General features: G+C 70.1%; 18 protein-coding genes. 10 read left to right on the plus strand and 8 right to left on the minus strand.

The window, feature by feature from the left end; genetic code table 11:
* The first annotated feature begins 1 nt into the window (after position 1).
* On the plus strand, positions 2–1597 hold the full coding sequence (locus MZTS_RS02475; RefSeq protein WP_192281127.1) for an aspartate:alanine exchanger family transporter: 1596 nt from the start codon (positions 2–4) through the stop codon (positions 1595–1597).
* Here MZTS_RS02475 and MZTS_RS25635 read toward each other — a convergent pair.
* Positions 1584–2141, minus strand: a complete 558-nt coding sequence (locus MZTS_RS25635; RefSeq protein ID WP_210329076.1) for a hypothetical protein — start codon at positions 2139–2141, stop codon at positions 1584–1586. The genes MZTS_RS02475 and MZTS_RS25635 overlap by 14 nt on opposite strands.
* A 105-nt stretch (positions 2142–2246) precedes the next feature.
* On the opposite strand from MZTS_RS25635, the gene MZTS_RS02485 reads away from it, so the two are divergent.
* Complete coding sequence (locus tag MZTS_RS02485; protein ID WP_192281132.1) at positions 2247–2903, plus strand: 2,3-bisphosphoglycerate-dependent phosphoglycerate mutase; 657 nt, start codon at positions 2247–2249, stop codon at positions 2901–2903.
* A gap of 53 nt (positions 2904–2956) precedes the next feature.
* On the opposite strand, the gene MZTS_RS02490 is transcribed toward MZTS_RS02485, so the two are convergent.
* The 7 genes from MZTS_RS02490 to MZTS_RS25085 form a co-directional block, all read right to left on the minus strand.
* A complete protein-coding gene (locus MZTS_RS02490; RefSeq protein WP_246481954.1) occupies positions 2957–4276 on the minus strand; it encodes an MFS transporter in 1320 nt (439 codons plus the stop codon).
* Positions 4277–4655: 379 nt separating this feature from the next.
* Entirely contained in the window at positions 4656–5780 is a 1125-nt protein-coding gene (locus MZTS_RS02495; RefSeq protein WP_246481955.1) for a hypothetical protein, read from the minus strand.
* Between the two features lie 86 nt (positions 5781–5866).
* Entirely contained in the window at positions 5867–6487 is a 621-nt protein-coding gene (locus MZTS_RS02500; RefSeq protein WP_009866029.1) for a hypothetical protein, read from the minus strand.
* Positions 6488–6498: 11 nt separating this feature from the next.
* Complete coding sequence (locus MZTS_RS02505) at positions 6499–7014, minus strand: 2Fe-2S iron-sulfur cluster-binding protein (protein ID WP_192281135.1); 516 nt, start codon at positions 7012–7014, stop codon at positions 6499–6501.
* Entirely contained in the window at positions 7011–9788 is a 2778-nt protein-coding gene (locus MZTS_RS02510) for a xanthine dehydrogenase family protein molybdopterin-binding subunit (protein ID WP_192281138.1), read from the minus strand. The genes MZTS_RS02505 and MZTS_RS02510 overlap by 4 nt, the downstream gene beginning before the upstream one ends.
* Before the next feature lie 452 nt (positions 9789–10240).
* Positions 10241–11197 (minus strand): helix-turn-helix domain-containing protein, encoded by a 957-nt coding sequence (locus MZTS_RS02515; RefSeq protein WP_192281140.1) that lies wholly within the window; start codon positions 11195–11197, stop codon positions 10241–10243.
* Positions 11198–11720: 523 nt separating this feature from the next.
* Positions 11721–11918, minus strand: coding sequence for a hypothetical protein (locus tag MZTS_RS25085; protein WP_246481959.1), 198 nt, complete (start codon positions 11916–11918; stop codon positions 11721–11723).
* On the opposite strand from MZTS_RS25085, the gene MZTS_RS02520 reads away from it, so the two are divergent.
* From MZTS_RS02520 to MZTS_RS02555, 8 genes are read left to right on the plus strand one after another with little or no spacing between them, the layout of a single operon-like run.
* Positions 11862–12911, plus strand: a complete 1050-nt coding sequence (locus MZTS_RS02520) for an NAD-dependent epimerase/dehydratase family protein (RefSeq protein WP_246481958.1) — start codon at positions 11862–11864, stop codon at positions 12909–12911. The two genes, MZTS_RS25085 and MZTS_RS02520, sit on opposite strands and share 57 nt — an antisense overlap.
* Entirely contained in the window at positions 12908–14005 is a 1098-nt protein-coding gene (locus MZTS_RS02525) for an SDR family NAD(P)-dependent oxidoreductase (RefSeq protein WP_192281144.1), read from the plus strand. The genes MZTS_RS02520 and MZTS_RS02525 overlap by 4 nt, the downstream gene beginning before the upstream one ends.
* Positions 14002–15294, plus strand: a complete 1293-nt coding sequence (locus tag MZTS_RS02530; RefSeq protein WP_192281147.1) for a TIGR04295 family B12-binding domain-containing radical SAM protein — start codon at positions 14002–14004, stop codon at positions 15292–15294. Before MZTS_RS02525 ends, MZTS_RS02530 begins: the two co-directional genes overlap by 4 nt.
* Positions 15285–16403 (plus strand): glycosyltransferase, encoded by a 1119-nt coding sequence (locus MZTS_RS02535; protein ID WP_192281150.1) that lies wholly within the window; start codon positions 15285–15287, stop codon positions 16401–16403. The genes MZTS_RS02530 and MZTS_RS02535 overlap by 10 nt, the downstream gene beginning before the upstream one ends.
* Positions 16400–17521, plus strand: coding sequence for a CgeB family protein (locus MZTS_RS02540; RefSeq protein WP_009866426.1), 1122 nt, complete (start codon positions 16400–16402; stop codon positions 17519–17521). Before MZTS_RS02535 ends, MZTS_RS02540 begins: the two co-directional genes overlap by 4 nt.
* The gene (locus MZTS_RS02545) at positions 17518–18627 is read left to right on the plus strand and encodes a CgeB family protein (protein WP_192281153.1); all 1110 of its coding nucleotides are present in this window, start codon (positions 17518–17520) and stop codon (positions 18625–18627) included. The genes MZTS_RS02540 and MZTS_RS02545 overlap by 4 nt, the downstream gene beginning before the upstream one ends.
* On the plus strand, positions 18624–19757 hold the full coding sequence (locus MZTS_RS02550) for a CgeB family protein (RefSeq protein ID WP_192281156.1): 1134 nt from the start codon (positions 18624–18626) through the stop codon (positions 19755–19757). The genes MZTS_RS02545 and MZTS_RS02550 overlap by 4 nt, the downstream gene beginning before the upstream one ends.
* Positions 19754–20842, plus strand: coding sequence for a UDP-glucuronic acid decarboxylase family protein (locus MZTS_RS02555; RefSeq protein WP_192281159.1), 1089 nt, complete (start codon positions 19754–19756; stop codon positions 20840–20842). Before MZTS_RS02550 ends, MZTS_RS02555 begins: the two co-directional genes overlap by 4 nt.
* The last annotated feature ends 122 nt before the right edge of the window (positions 20843–20964 follow it).

Genomic DNA, 20964 nt, shown 5'->3' on the forward strand with positions numbered 1-20964 from the left:
CATGATGGCCTCAATCAGCGAACTCATTGGAACGCAGCCGATTCTCGCACTCTTCCTCGTCATCGGCCTTGGGTACGCGGTGGGGCAGATCAGGATCTGGGATTTTTCTCTCGGCGTGGGAGCCGTGCTCTTTGTCGGCCTGTTCATCGGTGCCATCGCACCGAAATTGCAGATCGCCGGGCCACTCGGCTTGGTCGGGCTGATCATGTTTCTCTACGCGATCGGCATACTCTACGGTCAGCAGTTCTTCGAAGGCCTGTCGGGACCCGGTCGCGTCTATAACGTGCTGGCGGCCGGCGCGGTCACCGCCGGGCTGCTGGTGGCGCTCGGTCTCGGCGCGGTCTTTCAGGTCAAGGTCGGCCACACCCTCGGCATCTTTGCCGGATCGATGGTCAGCACGGCGGCCCTGCAGGCCGCGATTGACACGATCGAGAATCGGGATCCCTCCATCGGCTACTCGGTCACTTATCCGTTCGGCGTGATCGGCCCTATTCTCTGCCTCTACTTCATGACGCGGCGGGTGAAGCCGGTCTTTCCACCCAGGCCGGTCCGCTTCCACATGGGCGAGGTCACGGTCGAGCGATTGCCGGCCTCGGGGACGACGGTCGGTGCGGTCATGGCGATCCTGCCCGATGGCGTGCAGATCGCGGGCGTGCGGCAGGAGCATCGTAATCTGCTTCCCGATGCCGATCTGGAACTGCATCCGGGCGACGCGCTGCTCATCGCGGCCGATCGGGCCGTGGCCGTGGACGAGGTCGCCACGGCGCTCGGATATGTCGATCGGGGCCGGCTCGCCAAAGATCGCGCGGATTTGACCTACCAGCGCTTCTTCGTTTCGAAGGCGGCGCTGACCGGCGTGAAGCTGGCCGAGCTGCCATTGCCGGCGGATGTTCCGATCCGGATTCTGCATGTGCGGCGCTACGACATGGACTTGCTGGCCTCGCCCGACCTGATGCTGGAGCTGGGCGACAGGGTCGGGCTCCTCGTGGCCCCCGACGACGTGGCGCGCGCCCGCGCGCATTTCGGCGATACGCTCAAGGCGACCGCAGACTTCAGTTACGTCTCGGCCGGCCTCGGAATGGTGCTCGGCGTTCTTCTCGGGCTGATCCCGGTCCCGGTGCCGGGTGTCGGGACCGTGGCACTCGGCATCGGCGGCGGACCGCTCATCGTGGCGCTGATCCTCGGCCGGCTTCGGCGCACCGGCCGGCTGAGCTGGGTCATGCCGCTGCCGGCCAACATCGTGCTACGCAATCTGGGCCTGACCCTGTTTCTGGCCACGGTCGGGATCAATTCGGGCCAAGCCTTCGTCGCCACCGTCGTGCAGACCGGACCGCTGATGCTGCTGATCGGTGTGGCGGTGTTGCTGACGACGGTGGCGATCGTGCTGCTCGTGGGCTTTTACCTGCTCGGAATCCCTTACGACGACCTGCTCGGCGTCGCCTCCGGCGCCACGGGCAATCCAGCGATCCTGGCCTATTCCGCGCACACCGCGCCGACAGAGCGGCCGGATATATGCTACGCGATGATCTTTCCATCGATGACCATCGTGAAGGTCTTCAGCGTACAAATCATCGGCCTGATCTTCACCGGCGGCTGACGTTTGCTGGGGGCCCTCGAACGGGATGGACGATGTACCGCGCGATGCATCGCCCATCCGCGCCCGAGCGCTTTGCGACGAAGGGCAATCCGATTGAAAAACCCGCGCCGCAACGAGGATCCAGAGAATCCGACTGGCTCCATAGTAAGTTATCGAGCGAACCGGTCGGTTTTTGCCGAGGAATGTGGTTGCAAGACTTCGCTCGTTTGGCGTTCTGGCCAAGCATCGAGGCGATGATATGGATGAATGCCTCACGGCAGGAAAAGCCGTGTCGGCCGGTCAGCGGCTCGCCTTCGAGCCGGCCCTGGTCCCGATGTTCGCTCAGCATCTCCATCACGCGGCCATCGGGCGCGCGGTGATCGTCCCACGGCAGAGTTTCGGCGACCCGGGCGCGGCTGGTGACGTCGAGAGCGTCCTGCCAGCGGTTGGAGGTGTCCTCGTCCGGACGGAACCGCCTGAAGTTCCGTGCCTCGGCGTTCGGTGCCAGGACATCCAGTGCCAGGACATCCAGTGCCAGGACATCCAGTGTCAGGACATCGCGCAAGAAACCGGCACCGATCCTCACAGGACCTCTCGCCGGTCACGCTTGGTTGAGGCAAAGACGTCGGCGCGGGCGGAGGGCATCGCCCGGCATCGGGTATGGACGGCGATGGGTGCGGACAAGCGGACGCTTGTGCTGATGCGGCACGGGCAGAGCGAGGACAACGAGCGCGACCTCTTTTCCGGCTGGCGGGATCCCGCCCTGACGGCCAGGGGCATCGCCGAGGCCCGGGCGGCCGGACGCGCCATGCAGGCTGCGGGCCTGCGCTTCGACTGTGCCTTCACCAGCGGATTGCGGCGGGCTCAGGCCACCCTCGCGCTCCTGCTGGAGGAACTCGGCCAGCCGGATCTGCCGGTCGAGGCGGACATCGCCCTCAACGAGCGGGATTACGGCGCGCTGGCCGGCCTGAACAAGACGGAGGCCCGCGCCCGGTTCGGGGTCGAGCAGGTCCGATCCTGGCGCAAATCCTACGAGGCCGTGCCGCCGGGCGGCGAGAGCTTGGCGATGACGGCGGCCCGGGTCTGGCCGTTCTTCGAGGGGACGATCGCGCCCCGGCTCCGGGACGGCGCCCGCGTGCTCGTCGTCGCCCACGGGAACGCCCTGCGTGCCCTGCTCGTGCGTCTCGACGGCATCGCGCCGGAGGCCATCGAGGAGGTGAATATCGGCACCGCCGAATTCCTCGTCTATGGCGGGCTCGATCCGGTCGCGCCCCTGGCGCTGCGGCGGCTTCCTGCATCGAGCCCGTCCGGCGACAGGCCGGGATGAGTTTCTCCGTCTCTGGCGACAGCGATACCGGGTTTCTTCGGTAACCGCTTGGATCAAGCGCTGAGAGTATGAGCGATGGGTTGGCCGGACAAGCCTCGCGGGCCGCCCAGGAGGAGCGCGCCGCTGGCCAGGAGGACGGCCGTGAGCACGGTGAACATGCCGTGGGGACCGTAGGAGGCCAGGGCAGGCAGAAGAACGAAGGGGGCCAGCGCGGAGGCGACTCGACCGGCCGCCCAAGCCCAGGTCAGAACCGAGGCCCGCAGGCGTGTGGGCAGCACTTCCGTCGCATAGATCGACAAGATGGCGCCATAGCTCGCTGCGGCCGTGTTGAACGCGATGCCGACCAGAACCAGGGTGAGAAACGCGTCGCTCGCGGCGAAGACCGTTCCGAGGATCGCCATGGTCCCCGCCAGAGCCGCCAAGCATGCGCGTCGTTCCAGCCGGTCGATCACCAGCGCCGCAAGCAGGGTCCCCAACGGCGGCCCCAACATCGACAGGGCGGCGAAGAGCAGGGATTGGTCGATCCTATAGCCCTTCTCCAACAGCACGACGGCGCTGAGCAGGGGGAAGCCCAGGGTCGCCCAGGGCGCGAGGGCGTACAGGGCGACGAACAGCGCGGTCCTGCGCGTCGCGGATCGCCGCGCGAGGGGCGGGCGGGCGTCGGCCTGTCCCGAATGCGGCGGTTCCGGAAACGGTCCGGCCGGTGCCGCGGCCGGCCGCATCCGCGCAGCCTGCTCGAACTCCCGACAGGCACGGTCGGCCTCGCGGGCGCGTCCGGTCGAAGCGAGCCAGCGCGGCGATTCCGATACGAACGCGAACAGCGCGGCTGCGAGGGCCGACAGCACGGCGCCGACGATCAGCGCCCAGCGCCACGGCTCGATCCCTAGCGGCGCGGCCGGTGAGAGCACCTGGATGAGTGAGATCACGGCCGAGCCGCCGAGGAAACCGATCCCGGCGCAGGTCATCAGCATGGCACCGCGGCGCCGGGGCGGCATCACTTCGGCGAGGTAGGTTGCGACCAGGGGTGGAAATCCGCCGATCGCGAAACCCGATACCGCGCGAGCGATCGTGAGGGATGTGAGGCCCGAACTCATGGCAGCGGCGATCGAGCCGATCGCCATCAGCCCGAGAGAGGCCTGGAGGGCGCGCCTGCGTCCGAAGCGGTCGCCCAGCAGGCCGAAGACCGGTGCTCCGACCGCCCCGCCGGCGAAGACGGAGGTCAGCAGCAGAGACAGGCTGCCGCGCGGCAAGCTGTGGGGCGGGGCCAGAAAGATGGCCGCCAGCGCGTTGCTCAGAGCGACTTCGGCGATATCCGTGAAAAGGCCGAGCGTACAGAGCGCGAGGATCGCCCAATGAAGCCGGGTGATCGGCAAAAGGTCCAGCCGCTGCGCAACCGTTGCGACGGAGCCGTTCCCGCCGGGATCCGCAGCGTCCCGGGCAATCGGGGGGCCTCACGTAGCTTGATCAAACTCATGCCCCTTCCGAGCCGGATGAGCCCGCGTTCAGCGATGTCTCGAAACGGCCGCGCGCCGTTCCCGTCCTCACCGGCCGAAGTCTTCGGCGGCATAACGATCCCAGCGGCTCCCGTCCCTACCCGCTTCCGCCCCATGGATTCGAGCAGGGGGCCGACGGCATCGCCCCCCCTCTCGGCTTCGCTGGCTCAAATGGCGGAAGCGGCTCGGCCGCCTTGCAGAAATCGCCGGGAATGAGAGCGTCTACGCCCTGCCGAGCCGCCCGCGCCGGCGTCCCCACTCAAGGCAGATCCGCGAGCGAGGCCGGACCGGGACCGGTCGTGACCAGGGTCGGCCATTGGTGGGAGCCGAACGGCACCTTGGGCGGCAGGTGGGGGACCATGCCGCGGGCCTCGGTCTCGGCGACGATGGAGTCGCGCGCATCGCCCCCCATGAGTTCGTAATCCATCAGGTAGCGGCTGCCGAAGAAGGTCTCGCCCACGGTACGGTCGGCGATGATGCGGGTGAGAGAGTCCAGCATGTCCTGCGGCGTGGTGGTGAAGGATACGGTCTCGATGAGCATCAGGCGCGCGTTGATGTCTTCCGGAGTGAAGAACTGGGCCAGGACGCTGTAGAGCACGTTGTTCTGCCGCGCGACGTAGATGGTGTTGCTCGCCGCATAGACCTTGGGCCAGTCCGGTCCGAGCTGCTGCTTCCACTCGGCGAGCACGCCCATCCAGTGCTTCACCTGCGTATCCGCCGCCCAGCGGATGTTGAGCTTCAGCCGATCTTTCTGCGCCGCGGCGAAGGTCTGCATGTCGGCAAAGCGCACGACCTTCGCGGCGGCGACCCGGTCGATGAAGGCGATGTTCTCGGCGATCAGCGCACGGTTGTTGGCGCGCCATTCCTCCGGCATGCTGGTCTTGTCGAGGCTGTCGAGCGCCGCTTGCAGGCGCACCCGGTAGGCGCGCACCTGCGGCTGCCAGGAGGCGTCGTCGGTCTTGCCGATATGCGGGCCGACCACGACGCCGAGGGCCATCACGCTGTGCCCGACCGATTTGAGCAGCTGGTAGACCTCGGGCACCGCCGGGGCCTCCAGGGGGGCTTGGCCCGGCCGGTACAGGAGGAAGCGGCCGCCCGCGCCGGAGAACAGGCCGAGGATCACCGGGTGCTGCGCCAGGATGCTCGCCTGCACCAGCCGGCCGGCATCGGCGTAGAGATCGAACATGCCGGTGTTGAGGGCCAGCACGTCCTGCCGCGCGGCCTGGGCCGGCGTCGGCACCTTGGCGCCGACGATGACGTCCATATAGGCCGGAATCTCGGGTTGCGCCTGGGCCGTGCCAGCGGCGAGCGCGAGGACGGCGGACAGCGCGGCGGCGGACCAGCGGCGCGGTGCGGCGAGGCGGCTCATGTCTTTCCTCTTCATCGATGGCTCCAAGTCGCGACGGACAGGTCTCATCCCCGGGCCGGGCGACAGGGCCGCGCCCGCTCTCACCGTTCGCGGACGGCGTGTCAGGGGCAGGCGGCGCCGCTGACGATCCAGGCCTCGACGAGCGCCTTGGCTCGCTTCTGGGTGCCGGGCGCCGGGCTGCGCCCACGGCCCGGCGCCCAGGCCCAGCCGACGAGGCTGTCGTTGCCGATATGCGCGACGAGATCCTGCAGGGAGCGGCCGCCGTTGCGGGCCGGATCCTTGATCTGCGCGCAGATCGCCGCGACGCTCCGGCCCTCCCAGGCCATCTCCGCCGGGGCGAGGTGCCAGACCGGATGGCCGGGCATGCCGGCCGGGTCGAAATTCGCGGGCCCGTGGCAACTGGCGCAGCGCAGGGCCGGGAGGCCATGGCCGTCCACACCGCGGAAGACCGGCGGCTGATGCGGCCGGGCCCCGTCGCCCTGCCGCGGCCGATCCCCGGCCGGGTGGCAGTTGGTGCAGCGCGGGTGGGTCAGCACCCGGCCGAGCTCGGTGAAGATGGCCGCCGAGCGCGCCGCGGGATCGGCGATCCCGGCGAAGCGTTCGGGGCTCGCCAGGGCGGTGGCGGGCCCGTCGCCGGGCTCGGCGGGAGCGCCCCGGCTCGCCATCGTGCCGGCGAGGAGGCCGGCGAGGCCGATCACGGCGGCGCGGAGAGCGATGCGCATCGCCACGTCCCTCAGGCGAGGAAGCGAGCGGGGTCGGCGAGGATGACCGTGCGCACCGCCTCGTGATACTTCACGTAGCCCGAGCAGCGGCAGAGATGGCCGTCGAGCGCCTCGGCCACCACCCGCTCCACGTCGGCGCGGGCGATCGGGGCCTTCTCCAGGCGCTCCAGCAGCACCTGGCCCTCGTTCAGGAAGCCCGGCGTGCAGTAGCCGCACTGAAAGGCGAAATGCTCGACGAAGCTCGCCTGCAGGGCCGTCAGCCGGCCGTCCCGGGCATGGCCCTCGACGGTGCGGATCGCCTTCCCGTCGAAGGACACGGCCGGCACGATGCAGGTCGGCGTCGTCGCGCTGGTGCCGTCGGGCTCGTCGACGATGATCGCGCAGCTCAGGCACTGCGCCGCCCCGCAGCCGAATTTGGTGCCGGTCAGGCCCAGCACCTCGCGCAGGAAGTCGTTCATGGTCAGGTCGTCGCGGACCGTGACCGGACCGTGCGGGCGCCCGTTGATCGTGAGCGAGATCGTCGTCACCCCAGAACTCCCTTGATCATCGCCTGGGTCACCGGCAGCGACTGGAAGCGGTGGCCCGTCGCCGCGTGGATCGCGTTGAGCAGCGCCGGCACCACCGGGATCATCACCACCTCCGCCATGCCCTTGGGCGGCTCGCGCGGCGAGAGCGGCGGCAGCACCTCGATCTCGAGGTCGTGCAGCGGGAGGTCGGAGCCGCGCGCCACCACGTAGCGTCCGAGATTCCACTGGCCGTTGCCGGGCCCGTCCTCGAACGGAGGCAGGGTCTCCAGCAGGGCGTAGCCGACTCCCATGGCGAAGCCCCCCTGCGCCTGGCCGAGCACGACCTGGGGCACCAGCACCGCGCCGCATTCGAGCACGCTGTAGGCCTTGGCGATGGTGAGCGCGCCGCTGGCGCGGTCGATTTCCACCCGCACCACCGTGCCGCACAGGGAGGTGAAGGCGGTGCCGATGCGGTTGTACTCCGTCGGCGGGAAGGCGACCGCCTGGCGGTCGATCCGCTCGAAGCCGCCCGCGCCCCGCCGGACCGCGAGGGCGTCGATGTCGGCGGTCCAGTCCTCGCCGGGAAGCCCGAAGGTCGCCTCCGCCCAGGCCCAGCGGGAGAAGGCGTGCGTCATCGCGCCGGTCACGCCCCCCTGTTGATGGGCCTTGGCGGCGATGGTCCCGAGCGCCAGGGGCGGGAGGCCGGAGAGGATCAGCCGGTCGCCCTGCCAGTAGGCGTCCCGCCACTGGCGCGCGCGCGGATCGCCGGGACCGATGTCCCAGAGCGCCAGCGCCGCCGGCCACAGGCCGAACCGGAAGACGACGCGGGCAGCCTCGGCGGCCGCGTGCGTGCCCACATGCGCGCCGATGGAGGCGCTGGTCGGCGAGGAGATCGCCGGCACCCAGCGCGGGTCGCGCGCCGCCGCGTCCTGCTCGGCCTGACTGATCGCGTAGGGATCGCCGGAGGTGCGCAGGCTCAGCGCATCGAAGGCGTCGATCTGCGCGACGGTCACCGCGTCGGCGCGGCGGCCGATCTGAGCGGCGACGCGGTTGGCGAGCGCCGTGCCGATCCCGTTGCCCATCTCCACGGCGTCGCTGTGGATCGCGACGCGGCCCTCGGGGTCGATGCTGACCGCGCCGAGGGAGCAATCCGCCCCGGTCCCGTAATCCTTGGCCGCGCAGGCGACGCCCGTGCCGACGAGCCGGCCGGGCCGCGCCTGCCGCTGATGGAGCGCGCGGTCCCGCCAGATCGGATGGGCCTCGAGCTTGTCGAGGATCTCGAGGGCGCGGACCGAGACCGAGAAGGGGTTGCCCGTCATGGTGCGGCCGCCGGGCGGCAGGGCGTTGCGCCGGCGCAGCTCGATCGGGTCGAGGGGCAGGGTGGTCGCCACCTCGTCGATCAGCGTCTCCAGCGCCGTCATGGTCTGCAGCGTGCCGTAGCCGCGCATGGACCCGGCGGTGACGCCGCGCGTGTGCTCGGCCACCGTGGTCACGTCGACCTTCGGCACGCTGTACAGGCTGATTGCCCCGGTGGCTCCGACCGCCGCGACGCTGGCCGAGTAGTTGGCGAGGCCGCCGCCGTCGAGAACGTGGTCGGCGGCGAAGGCGCGGATCAAACCGCTCGCCCGGTCGACCCCGATCTGTGAGCGCATGGCGAAGGCGTGGCGCTTCACGCCGCCCTGGAATTGCTGGAACCGGTCGTGGGCGAGGCGCACCGGCCGGCCGGGCAGGAAGAGCGCCGCCAGCGCCACGTAGAGGGGGAAGGGCGTGTGGTCGCGCCCGCCGAAGCCGCCGCCCACATGGGCGAACTTGGCGTCGATCCGCGTGGGACGGCGATCCGCCTGCGCGCTGCCGAGCAGCGTCGCCACCGATTCCGCCGCCTCGAAGGGCGATTGCACGCCGAGCACGATGTCGAGCACCTTGGCCGACGGCTCGTACCAAGCGAGCCCGGCCTCCGGCTCCAGGAACATCGGGTCGACCGACTGGGTGGTGAAATCCCGCTCCAGGGTCAGCACGCCCGGACCGGCCGCCTTCAGCTCCGCGCGGATCGCCTCGCCGTGCCGGGCACCCTGGGCGTAGGCTCCGCCCTCGGCCACCGGCAGCGGCGCCCAGATCGGCCGGCCGGAACTCTCGGTGAAGCCCGGGCTGATCCAGCCTTCCCGGATCGGCGCGTAGAGGTCGGGCGCCTCGGGCGTCGCCCCGGCGACGCGGGTGAAGCGATAGGCGGCATAGTTCGGCCGCTTCAGCGGGCCGGTTTCGCGGCCGAACGTGAGCGGCCCGCCGTCGCGGAAGGCGAGCCGCGCCCGGTCGTAGGCGTCGAACTGCGCGAACAGGAGGAGCGCGACCGGCTGGCCGAGATAGAGCGGCGTCTCGCCGACCGGGCAGAGGAGGTCGCCCGCGTAGAAGGCCGGCACCGTCACGCCGAGGCGTGCGAGGTCAGCGGCCGTCACCACCACGTCCGGGGCGGCGGCCGGGTCGAGGCGGGACAGGTCGAGTCCCTCGTAGATATGCGTCGCGTCGTGGGCGCGCACGAGCAGGGCGTGGCTCGTCAGGGCCGGCCAGCCCGGCATGTCCGAGGCGCGGAAATCCGAGGCATAGAGCTTCTCGCCCGTCACCTTCGCGACGCCGTCGATCCGTCCGGTGGCCGGGCTGCTGGAGCTCGCCTGAGGCAGCGTCTCATGGACGAGGAAGGGCTGCGGCCCGGAGGCCGCCTGGGCCGGGCCGAGACGGGACAGCGTGACCGCGATGCCGCCGGCCATGCCGAACTTGACGAAATCGCGCCGCGACGCTCGCATCCTGCAGACTCCCCAACAACATGCGCCAGACGTGCGGCTGCGACCTCACCCAAATTGAGCGCGGATTTCGAAAATTTTGAAATCCTGTTCCCGCTTGTTTGGTTATATCGATATTATAAAATATGATGCCAATTGTTCGATTGGGGATTTGTATCCGCCGGCAGAATGATGCCCCGCGCTTTCTCTTGAAGGATTTAAAACCACGTCTTGCCTGCGCAAATCAACGGGTTATTGCGCTGTAAAACAGACATATTTGTAAATTTCAGATTACTGAAATTGGCAAAAACTATATTGGCAGCCGCTGCGCATCTCGGCGCGTCACACAGCGCCTTGGAAGGACTCCATTGTCTCACACAGTATCCAATCCGCCGACTTCACACGCCCCCGAGACGGATCGACAAGGAATATGTCCGCGGGCCGCGGCGGCGACGGCCCGATCCACGGGCGGTCGATCAGGCGTGGCCCGTCCGAACGTCGCGCGGCGAGAGATCGAAACGCCGGCGGAACGCGCGGTTGAAGGTCGGGATGTCGGTGAAGCCGCAGGCATACGCGATCGTCGCGATCTTCCGCTTGTCGTCGCGCGGCGATGTCAAGCGCCGGTATGCGAGGTCGAGTCGCGTGTCGCGGATCGCCGCCGCGATGCCGCCGGTCTGTGAGAAGGCCCTGTAGAGTTGCGCCCGCGAGATGCCCAGCGCGACATGGATCTCGTGTGGGTCGAGATTCGGATCATGTATCCGGCGCACGATGTGCGCGCGGGCGAGCGAGACCGCCATCGCATGCGAGACCTCCGTATCGGACCGCTCGGCCGTGTCGCGGGCGAGACAACCCAGCAGGTGCAGCGCGCTGTCGATCGCGACCTGTGCCTCGCTCTGCGTCATCCAGGCGACGGATGCGGCGAGCTTGCGCATGAAGGCCCTGAACTCCGCGCTCGCCGACGGCGCGCCGACGCAGCCGCCCGCGAAGGCTTCGACAGGGCCGATCCGGGCCTCGATGGTCTCCCGCGGCACGGCGAGGCGAATCTCCTCGTACGCGCTCCGTGTTCCCACGACGAAAGGGCGAGCACGGGACAGGAGGCTCACATCGCCGCCTCCGAGTTGCGTCCCGCGCTCACCTTGCTGCTGATATCCGATCCCATCGATGCCCAGGCCGATCACCACCATGTCCCGCGCATTGCGGTCGATGTGCCGGGTTCTGAAATTCAGCCCGATCGGACTGCTGACCGTATGCGTCAGGATCCAGTCCGGCTGCGCGACCGTGAGGCGTTTGGCCGAGAACGACTCGCGCGGATGCTGGAGATCGACATCGCCGAAGCGGGCCAGCGCCGTGCTGCGCCAGAACTCGAAGGCGCGTGTCGGCTCGACATGGCTCGTCGTCTCGATGACGCTATGCACAACCTCACATTCAGACACGCACAGATTTCCTGTTTGCCCGAGGACGCCGACCTATCCTTTGTTTGGATCTATCTGTTGAAGCGCGCCGCGTTGGCAACCTGCGGGAGCGCCTGGGCCTGAGCTTGCCTGGTCTCGGCGTCTTTCGCGGGGCGCGCTCAGCGGATCCCCGGCCACCCGCGTCTGTTTCGGCTTCTGTGCGCTCGCCATTTCTGCGCGCTCGCCCTGACTTTCGCGAATGACCGCCTGCTCGGCGAGGACGTGCCTCCGGCACTGACGGAACGGAGTACCTGCCGACCTGCCCGGCGAATGCGTGCCCGATCCTCGATCGGTTCGCCGACGATCTCGAGATGTTCAGCCCGCCCGCGCCGTCGCTGGATGGAAGGAAGCGCCGCCTGACACGGCCGCTGCGACGCGCTCGCCCCGATCGACACATCTGCGCCTTGGGGATGAAAAAGCAGGAACAAAGATCCTCGCCGCCGAGATATCCAAAGCGAGTGCTGGTAGAATATTCCGGCAATCAAATGAGGTTTTTATTCAAATATCATAGGTCATCATCATAGGTTGCTTTGCGCTGAAAGATCATTTCGCGCTGGTCGCGACAGGAGACGTTCGCCTGCCCATGAAACATCTCGCCGTCATCACTGGGGGCGCCGGCTTCATCGGTCGGCATCTCGCGAATGCCCTGCTTCGTCGAGGCTACCGCGTCCGGGTTCTCGATAGTTTGATCGAGCAGGTGCACGGCATCCGAAGTGGTCCCGAAGGTCTCGACCCCGCAATCGAGTTCGTGGCGGGCGATGTGCGCGACGGTGAGGCCATGGCACGGGCGCTGTCGGGAGCGACCCATGTGGTGCATCTCGCGGCGGAAGTCGGCGTCGGCCAGAGCATGTACGCGGTCGAGCGCTACGTCTCGGTCAACGATTGCGGCACCGCGACCCTGTTCCAGGCGCTGATCGAGGCGCCGGTGAAGCGCGTCGTCGTCGCCTCCTCCATGAGCATCTACGGTGAGGGGCTTTACCGCACGGAAGGGGGCGCCACGGTCGAGGACGCGGTGCGCAAGGCCCGCAAGCCGGGCGAGCCCTGGGATCCCCTCGGCCCGGACGGGCACCCGCTGCGGCCGGTGCCGACCCCGGAGACCAAGCGCCCGGCGCTCGCCTCGGTCTATGCCCTGACCAAGTACATGCAGGAGCGCCTGACCCTGACGCTCGCCCCTGCCTACGGCATGGAGGGCGTCGCGCTCCGGCTGTGGAACGTCTACGGCCCCGGCCAAGCGCTCTCGAATCCCTATACCGGGGTGCTCGCGATCTTCGCCGCGCGGCTCCTCAACAACCAGCCGCCGATGATCTTCGAGGATGGCGAGCAGCGGCGCGATTTCGTCCATGTCGAGGACGTGGCTCAGGCCTTCGTGCTGGCCCTCGAACATCCGGATGCGGCGGGCCAAGTCTATAATGTCGGCTCGGGGCAGGACCGCACGGTGAGCGAGGTCGCGCGCCTCCTCGCCCGCGCCATGGGCCGCGAGGCCATCGCGCCGGAGGTCACCGGTCAGGCCCGGGCCGGCGATATCCGCCACTGCATCGCCGATATCGGCAAGATCACCCGCGAACTCGGCTACGCCCCTAAGCGCGACTTCGAGGAAGGGCTGGCCGAACTCGCCGCCTGGGTCGCCGAACAGCAGGCCGTCGACCGGGTGGCCGAGGCGCGGCGCGAGCTTGAAGCGCGGGGGCTCGTCGCGTGAGCGCCGCCTCATCCTCTCCTGCCGATGACCGCCCCGTCCTCGTGACTGGCGGGGCCGGCTTCGTCGGCGCCAATCTCGCCGACCGCCTCGCCGCCGAGGGGCGCACCGTGCTCATCTACGACGCGCTGGCGCGGCCGGGCGTCGAGCGCAACCTCGCTTGGCTGACCGAGCGCCATGGCGGGCGGATCGTGCCGGTGATCGCCGATATCCGCGACCGGGACGCGCTGGACGCAGCGGTGCGGGAGGCGGGCGCCGTGTTCCACTTCGCCGCCCAGGTCGCGGTGACGACGAGCCTCGTCGCGCCGCGTGAGGACATGGAGGTCAATCTCGGCGGGACGCTGAACCTGCTGGAGGCTTTGCGCGCCCGCGGCGAACCCGTGCCGCTGATCTTCGCCTCGACCAACAAGGTCTATGGCAGCCTGCCGGAGATCGCCCTCGGCGTCGAGGGCGAGGCTTACCGGCCGGACGACCCGCATCTGCGCGCCCACGGCGTCGGCGAGGACCGGCCGCTGGACTTCCACACGCCCTATGGCTGCTCCAAGGGCGCCGCCGATGCCTACGTGCTCGACTATGCCCGCAGCTTCGGCCTGCCCACGGTGGTGATGCGGATGAGCTGCATCTACGGCCCCCGCCAGATGGGCAACGAGGATCAGGGCTGGGTCGCGCATTTCCTGATCCGGGCATTGCGGGGCGAGCCGATCACGCTCTACGGCGACGGGCGGCAGGTGCGCGATATCCTCCATGTCGAGGATTGCGTTGCCGCCTACCGGGCGGCTTTGGCGCGGATTGACCATGTGGCGGGCCGGGCCTTCAATCTCGGCGGCGGGCCGGCCAATGCCGTGTCGCTGCGCGGGCTGATCGCCCATGCCGGCCAGTTGCTCGGCCGCGGCATCGCGATCGAGACCGGTCCGTGGCGGCCGGGCGACCAGCGCTACTACGTCTCCGATCCGCGCCGCGCCATCGCGGCGCTCGGCCTGGAACGGCCCCTGCCGTGGCGCGAGGGCGTGGCGCAGCTCGCCCGCTGGCTTGCCGAATGGGTGGAGCCGCCGCCCGCCGCGGCGGTGCCGCGCCGCCAGACGGAGGCCGCGCTGTGAGGGTCGCCCTGGTCAATCCCGCCTGGGACTACCGCAACAGCATCTATTTCGGCTGCCGCGCGCCGCATCTGCCGCTCGAGCTCGGCTATGCCGCCGCCCTGCTGCGGGCTGCCGGCCACGAGACGCTGATCGTCGACGCCCCCCTCGAAGGCCTCTCGACCGAGGAGGCCGCCGGGCGCGTGGCCGATTTCGCCCCCGGCATGACCGTGGTGACCACGGCCCCGACCTATCTGTTCTGGCGCTGCGCCCCGCCGGAATTGCGGGTGCCGCGCCTGTTCCTCGACGCCCTCGGGGATCGGGGTGGTCGCACCGTCGCGGTCGGCCCGCACGGTTCGGCCACGCCGCGCCCGGCCCTGGATAAGCTCGGCTGCGACCTCGTCGTGCGCGGCGAATGCGAGGAGATCGTCGCCCGCCTCGCCGGAGCCGAGGATGTCCGCGCCCTTCCAGGGCTGGCCTATCGCGTTGGAGGGGAGACCGCCGTCACCGGCCCGCCCCAGGCCGCCCGCTTCACCGATCTGCCGGCTTTACGCTGGCCGGATGCCTGGATCGCCTGCCACCACCATCACCACCACCGCTTCGACACCGTGCCCGACGGGCCGGGCGCCGAGGTCGAGGCCTCACGCGGCTGCCCCTATACCTGCAGCTTCTGCGCCAAGATCGATTTCCGCGATGCCTATCGCCGCCGCGATCTCTCCCTCGTGCTGGACGAGATCGACGGGCTGATCGCCCAGGGCGTGACCTATCTCTATTTCGTCGACGAAATTTTCCTGCCGCAGAAGCCGCTGCTGGAAGCCCTGGTCGGGCGACGGGTGAAGTTCGGGGTGCAGACCCGGATCGATCTCTGGAAGCCGGACATGCTCGACCTGCTCGGGGCGGCGGGCTGCGTCTCCATCGAGGCCGGGGTCGAGAGCCTGACCGAGGAGGGCCGCGCCGCCCTCGACAAGAAATGCCGCGCCTCCACCGACGATCTTGCCGAGCGGCTGATCTATGCCCGCCGCTCCGTCCCCTTCGTTCAGGCCAATCTCATTGCCGTGGCGGGCGACGATCCCGGTCTCGTCGCCGATTGGCGCGACCGCCTGCGCGGACAGGGCGTCTGGGCCAACGATCCGGTGCCGCTCTATCCCTATCCGAGCTCGCCGGATTACCGCCGGCTCTGGGGCGAGCCCGATGACGGCGCCTGGGAGCGGGCGCACGCGCATTACCTCGCTCAGTTCGAGCGCTTCAGCGACATCCAAGAGGAGCGCCCGCTGCCCCTGGCCGAACTGGAGGCAGGCTGCGGATGCCGATGAGACAGGGGCCGGCCCGGCCGCATATCCTGATGAGCGCCGATGCCCTCGGCGGTGTCTGGCAATACAGCCTCGAACTTGCCCGGGGCCTGGGGCGTCATGGCCTGTCGGTGACGCTGGCGCTGATGGGGCCGGCGCCTTCCGCCGGGGCCCTGACCCGCGCCGAGACCGAGACCGGCGCCCGGATCGTGCCGACCGGCCTGCCCCTCGATTGGACCGCCCGCCGCCCCGCCGAGGTCGTCGCCGCTGCCGCCGCCCTGGCGCGGCTCGCCGGCGATGTCGGCGCCGATCTCGTCCATCTCCATGCCCCGGCCCTGGCGCTCGGCGCCTTCGAGGTTCCGGTGGTGGCGGTGTGCCATTCCTGTGTCGCGACATGGTGGGCGGCCCTCGGCGACGGCCCGCTGCCGGAGGATCTCGCGTGGCGCAGCGAGCTCGCCGCGCGGGGCTGCCGCGCCGCCGACCGGTTGCTGGCGCCGACCCGCGCCTTCGCCGAGGCGACCCGCGCCGCTTACGGTTTGCCGCAACCGCCGCAGGTCGTGTGCAACGGGCGTCATTGCGCCGAGACGCTGCCGGAAACGGCGCCGGTCGCGCACGCCTTCACCGCCGGCCGGCTCTGGGATCCGGCCAAGAACGCCACCGCCCTCGACCGGATGGCGGCCCGCCTCGACGTGCCGCTGTTCGCGGCCGGGCCGGTCGAGGGGCCGAACGGCGAGCGCTGCACGCCGACGCATCTGCGTCCCCTCGGCCGCCTCGACGGCGCGGGAATGGCGCGCGAACTCGACCGGCGCCCGGTCTTCGTCTCGCTCGCCCGCTACGAGCCGTTCGGGCTCGCGGTGCTGGAGGCGGCGGGTGCCGGCTGCGCCCTGGTGCTTTCCGACATCCCGACCTTTTCGGAACTCTGGCAGGACGCGGCGATCCTGATTCCGGCCGACGACGAGGCCACCGCCGCGCAAGCGGCGAAGGGCCTGCTCGCCGATCCCGACAAACGGGCGCGGCTCGCCGGGGCGGCCCGTGCCCGCGCCGCCCGCTACGGCACCGAGGCCATGACGGCGGGCGTGCTCGGCGTGTTCCGCGATTGCCTCGGCGCGGATGCAGCGGGGGCGGCCGCATGAGGATCGTCTATTTCACCCATTCCCTGGCCTCGTGCTGGAACCACGGCAACGCCCATTTTCTGCGCGGCGTCCTGCGCGAACTGATTGCCCAGGGTCACGGCGTCGAGGCCCACGAGCCCGAGGGCGCTTGGAGCCTCGACAACCTCCTGCGCGACCGGGGACCGGCCGGGCTCGATGCCTATCGCCAAGCCTATCCCGAACTCTCGTCGCGCACTTATCGGGAGGAGGCGGAGGCCGTCGAGCGGGCGCGGGGCGCCGATCTCGTCATCGCCCATGAGTGGAACGCCCCCGGCCTGATCGCCGGCCTCGGGCGGGCGCGCAAGAACGGCCGGTTCGGCACCCTGCTGTTCCACGATACCCACCACCGGGCGGTGAGCGCCTCCGACGAGATGGCTGCCTTCGATCTCTCCGGCTACGACGGCATCCTCGCCTTCGGCGAAGCCCTGGCCCGGGTCTATCGGGCCCGCGGGTGGGACGGGCACACCTTCGTCTGGCACGAGGCCGCCGATACCCGCCTCTTCCAGCCGCCCACCATTGAGGCCGACCGCGCCGGTCTCGTCTGGATCGGCAATTGGGGCGACGGCGAGCGCACGCGGGAACTCGAACACTTCCTGTTCCGCCCGGCCGAAGCCGCCGGCCTGCCCCTCGACATCTACGGCGTGCGCTATCCCGAGGCGGCGCTGGCGACGCTGGACCGCTACGGCGCCCGCTACCATGGCTGGGCACCGAACGCCCTCGCGCCGGGCCTGTTCGCCCGCGCCCTCGCCACCGTGCATGTGCCACGCCGCTTCTATGTCGAGGCGCTGCCCGGCATCCCGACCATCCGCGTGTTCGAGGCGCTCGCCTGCGGCATCCCGCTCGCCAGCGCGCCGTGGGACGATGCGGAGGGGCTGTTCACGCCGGGCGCGGATTACCTCGTCGCCCGGGACGGCGCGGAGATGGAGCGCCACCTGCGGGCGCTCGCCTCCGACGCGGATCTGCGCCGGGCGCTCGCCGCCCACGGCCTCGCCACGATCCGCGCCCGCCACACCTGCCGGCACCGCGCCGACGAACTTCTGGCCATCGCGGCGTCCCTCACCGGACCCGCCGCAGCCCCCCGCTCCTGGAGGCGCGCATGAAAACCATCGCGTTCTACGGCTCCTCGCTGCTCTCCTCGTACTGGAACGGCGCCGCCACCTATTATCGCGGCCTGCTGCGCGATCTCGCCGGGCGCGGCTACCGCATCACCTTCTACGAGCCCGACGCCTTCGACCGGCAGAGCCACCGCGACATCGACCCGCCGGATTGGGCGCGGGTGCGGGTCTATCCCGCGACGCCGGAGGCGATGCGGGCGGTGGTCGCCGAGGCGGCGGCGGCCGACATCGTGGTCAAGGCGAGCGGCGTCGGCGTGTTCGACGACGAACTTCTGGAGGGTGTGACCGCCGCCGCGCGGCCCGAGGCGATCCGCATCTTCTGGGACGTGGACGCGCCGGCGACGCTCGCCGAGATGCGCGGCGATCCGGGGCATGTCCTGCACCGGGCGATGCCCGCCCTCGATCTCGTCCTCACCTATGGCGGCGGCCCGCCGGTGGTGTCGGCCTATGAAGCTTTCGGCGCGCGGGCCTGCATCCCGGTCTACAACGCCCTCGATCCCGAGACCCACCACCCGGTTGCGCCGGATCCGCGCTTCGCCGCCGATCTCGCCTTCCTCGGCAACCGCCTGCCCGACCGCGAGGAGCGGGTGCAGACATTCTTCCTCGTCGCGGCGGCGCGCCTGCCGGAGCGGCGCTTCCTCCTGGGCGGAAGCGGCTGGGAGGCGAGGGGCCTGCCGCTCAACGTGCGCCACATCGGCCATGTCTCGACCCGCGACCACAACGCCTTCAACGTCTCGCCGCTGGCCGTCCTCAACATCGCCCGCGAGAGCATGGCGGCGGTGGGCTTCTCGCCCGCGACCCGGGTGTTCGAGGCGGCGGGCGCCGGCGGCTGCCTCATCACCGATGCCTGGGAGGGGCTCGGCCTGTTCCTGAAGGAGGGCGAGGAAGTGCTTGTCGCCCGCGACGGCCGCGACGTCGCCGATCATGTCGCGGCGCTGACCCCTGAGCGCGCCCGCGCCATCGGCGAGGCGGCCCGCCGCCGGATCCTGTCCGAGCACACCTATGCCCGGCGCGGCGCCCAGGTCGATGCGATCTTCCGGGAGGAGGCCACGCGCAAGGCCGCCGCCTCGTTCGAGCGGAGCGTGGCATGACCGAATCCCCGCTCCGCCTCGTGGTTCTGGGCCTGAGCCTGTCCTCGTCCTGGGGCAACGGCCACGCCACCACCTATCGCGCCCTGCTCAAGGCCTTCGCCGCGCGCGGCCACACCGTCACCTTCCTGGAGCGCGACGTGCCCTGGTACGCCGCCCACCGCGATCTGCCCGATCCCGATTTCTGCCGGCTGATGCTCTACGCGGATCTCTCGGAGCTGCGGGCCCATCGCGGGCTGATCGAGGCGGCGGACGCGGTCATCGTCGGCTCCTACGTGCCGGAGGGGATCGCGGTCGGGAACCGCGTCCTCTCCTGGGCGCGGGGCGTGCGGGCCTTCTACGACATCGACACGCCGATCACCCTGACCGGACTGGAAGCCGGCACCTGCGCCTATCTCGGCCGCGCCCAGATCCGCGATTACGACCTCTACCTTTCCTTCACCGGCGGCCCGACCCTGGAGCGGCTGGAGCGGGACTACGGTGCCCCGGCCGCCCGCGCGCTGTATTGCTCGGTCGATCCGCAGGCCTATCCCGCGCTCGACCGTGAGCCGGCTTACGATCTCAGCTATCTCGGCACCTACAGCCCCGACCGGCAGCCGACCCTGGAACGCCTGCTGATCGAGCCCGCAAGGCGCGCGCCGGATCTGCGCTTCGCGGTCGGCGGACCGCAATATCCGGCCGGGATCGAGTGGCCGGCCAACGTCACCCGCATCGATCACCTGGCGCCGGACGCGCATCCGGCATTCTACGCGTCGAGCCGGTACACCCTGAACGTCACCCGCGCCGACATGATCGCCGCCGGGTGGAGCCCGAGCGTGCGCCTGTTCGAGGCGGCGAGCACCGGCACGCCCCTCATCAGCGACCGCTGGGACGGGCTCGAGACGATCCTGGCCCCGGATCGCGAGATCCTCTGTCCGGACACGCCCGATGCCGTGCTCGCGATTCTGCGCGACCGACCGGAAGCGGAGCGCCGCCGGATCGGAACGGCGGCGCGGGAGGCGGTGCTGGCCCGGCATTCGGCCGCGCACCGCGCCGCGGAACTCGACGCACATCTGCGCGAGGCCGCTGACCGGCGCAGGCCCGGTGCCCCACTCTTGTTCCGCGAAGCCCCAGTCGAGGGAGTGAGTGCATGACGAGTCGAGCGATGGGCGAGCAGGACGGCAAGCGCGTTCTCGTGGCGGGAGGCGCGGGTTTCATCGGCTCGCACCTCGTCGATGCGCTGCTGGCGCGGGGCGCCAGCGTCGTCGTCCTCGACAGCTTCCTGACCGGGCGGCGCGGCAACCTCGCCCATCTCGGGCGCGAGGCACGCTTCGAGTGGGTCGAGGCGGACGTGACGCGGCCCCTGCCGAGGCTGCCGCGCTTCGACCGCATCTTCAATCTCGCCTGCGCCGCCTCGCCGCCGCATTACCAAGCCGACCCGATGCACACGATGATGACGAGCGTCGTCGGCACCAACCATCTGCTGGAGCGGGCGAGGGAGGACGGCGCGCGCTTCCTGCAGGCCTCCACCAGCGAGGTCTACGGCGATCCCGAGGTTCATCCGCAGACCGAATCCTACTGGGGCAACGTCAATCCCACCGGTCCGCGCGCCTGCTACGACGAGGGCAAGCGTTCGGCCGAAACCCTGGCCTTCGACTTCGAGCGGGTGCACCGGCTCGATGTGCGGGTCGCGCGCATCTTCAACACCTACGGCCCCCGGATGCGGGCCGATGACGGCCGCGTGGTCTCGAACGTCGTCTGCCAAGCCCTCGCGGACGAGCCGATCACCGTCTACGGCGATGGCGAGCAGACCCGCTCGTTCTGCTACGTCGCCGACCTCGTCGAGGGGCTGATGCGGCTGATGGACCGGGAGGAGGCCCCCGGCGGTCCGGTCAATCTCGGCAACCCGCGCGAGATGACGGTGGCGGAACTGGTCGCCCTGGTGAGCCGGATGACCGGCACCCGTTCGACGATCACCCGCCGCCCGCTGCCGGTGGACGATCCCCAGCGCCGCCGTCCCGACATCACCCGCGCGCAGGACCTGCTCGGCTGGTCGCCGCAGGTGCCGCTCGAACAGGGGCTGGAAGCGACCATCGCATGGTTCGCCCAGGAAATCCTCACCCCCGAAATCCGCCCCGCCGAGCCGGCGGCGGTGCCTGGTCTCGGCCGCTTCGTCGGAAGCCGCCCCTTCCCGCCGACCGAGCCGGCACTCGGCGATCTCGCCCAGGGGCAGTCATGACGGCCCTCATCGCTCCCCCGGCTTTCCTCATGCCGAGGTGCTGCGTCAGCAACCTCGACGCACGCCGCCACGCTTCTCCCGGCGAAGAGCTGCCAAGGGATCGGTGGTCGTTCCGGGGCGCT

It is taken from the genome of Methylorubrum zatmanii (assembly GCF_014845115.1).
GTDB lineage: Bacteria > Pseudomonadota > Alphaproteobacteria > Rhizobiales > Beijerinckiaceae > Methylobacterium > Methylobacterium zatmanii.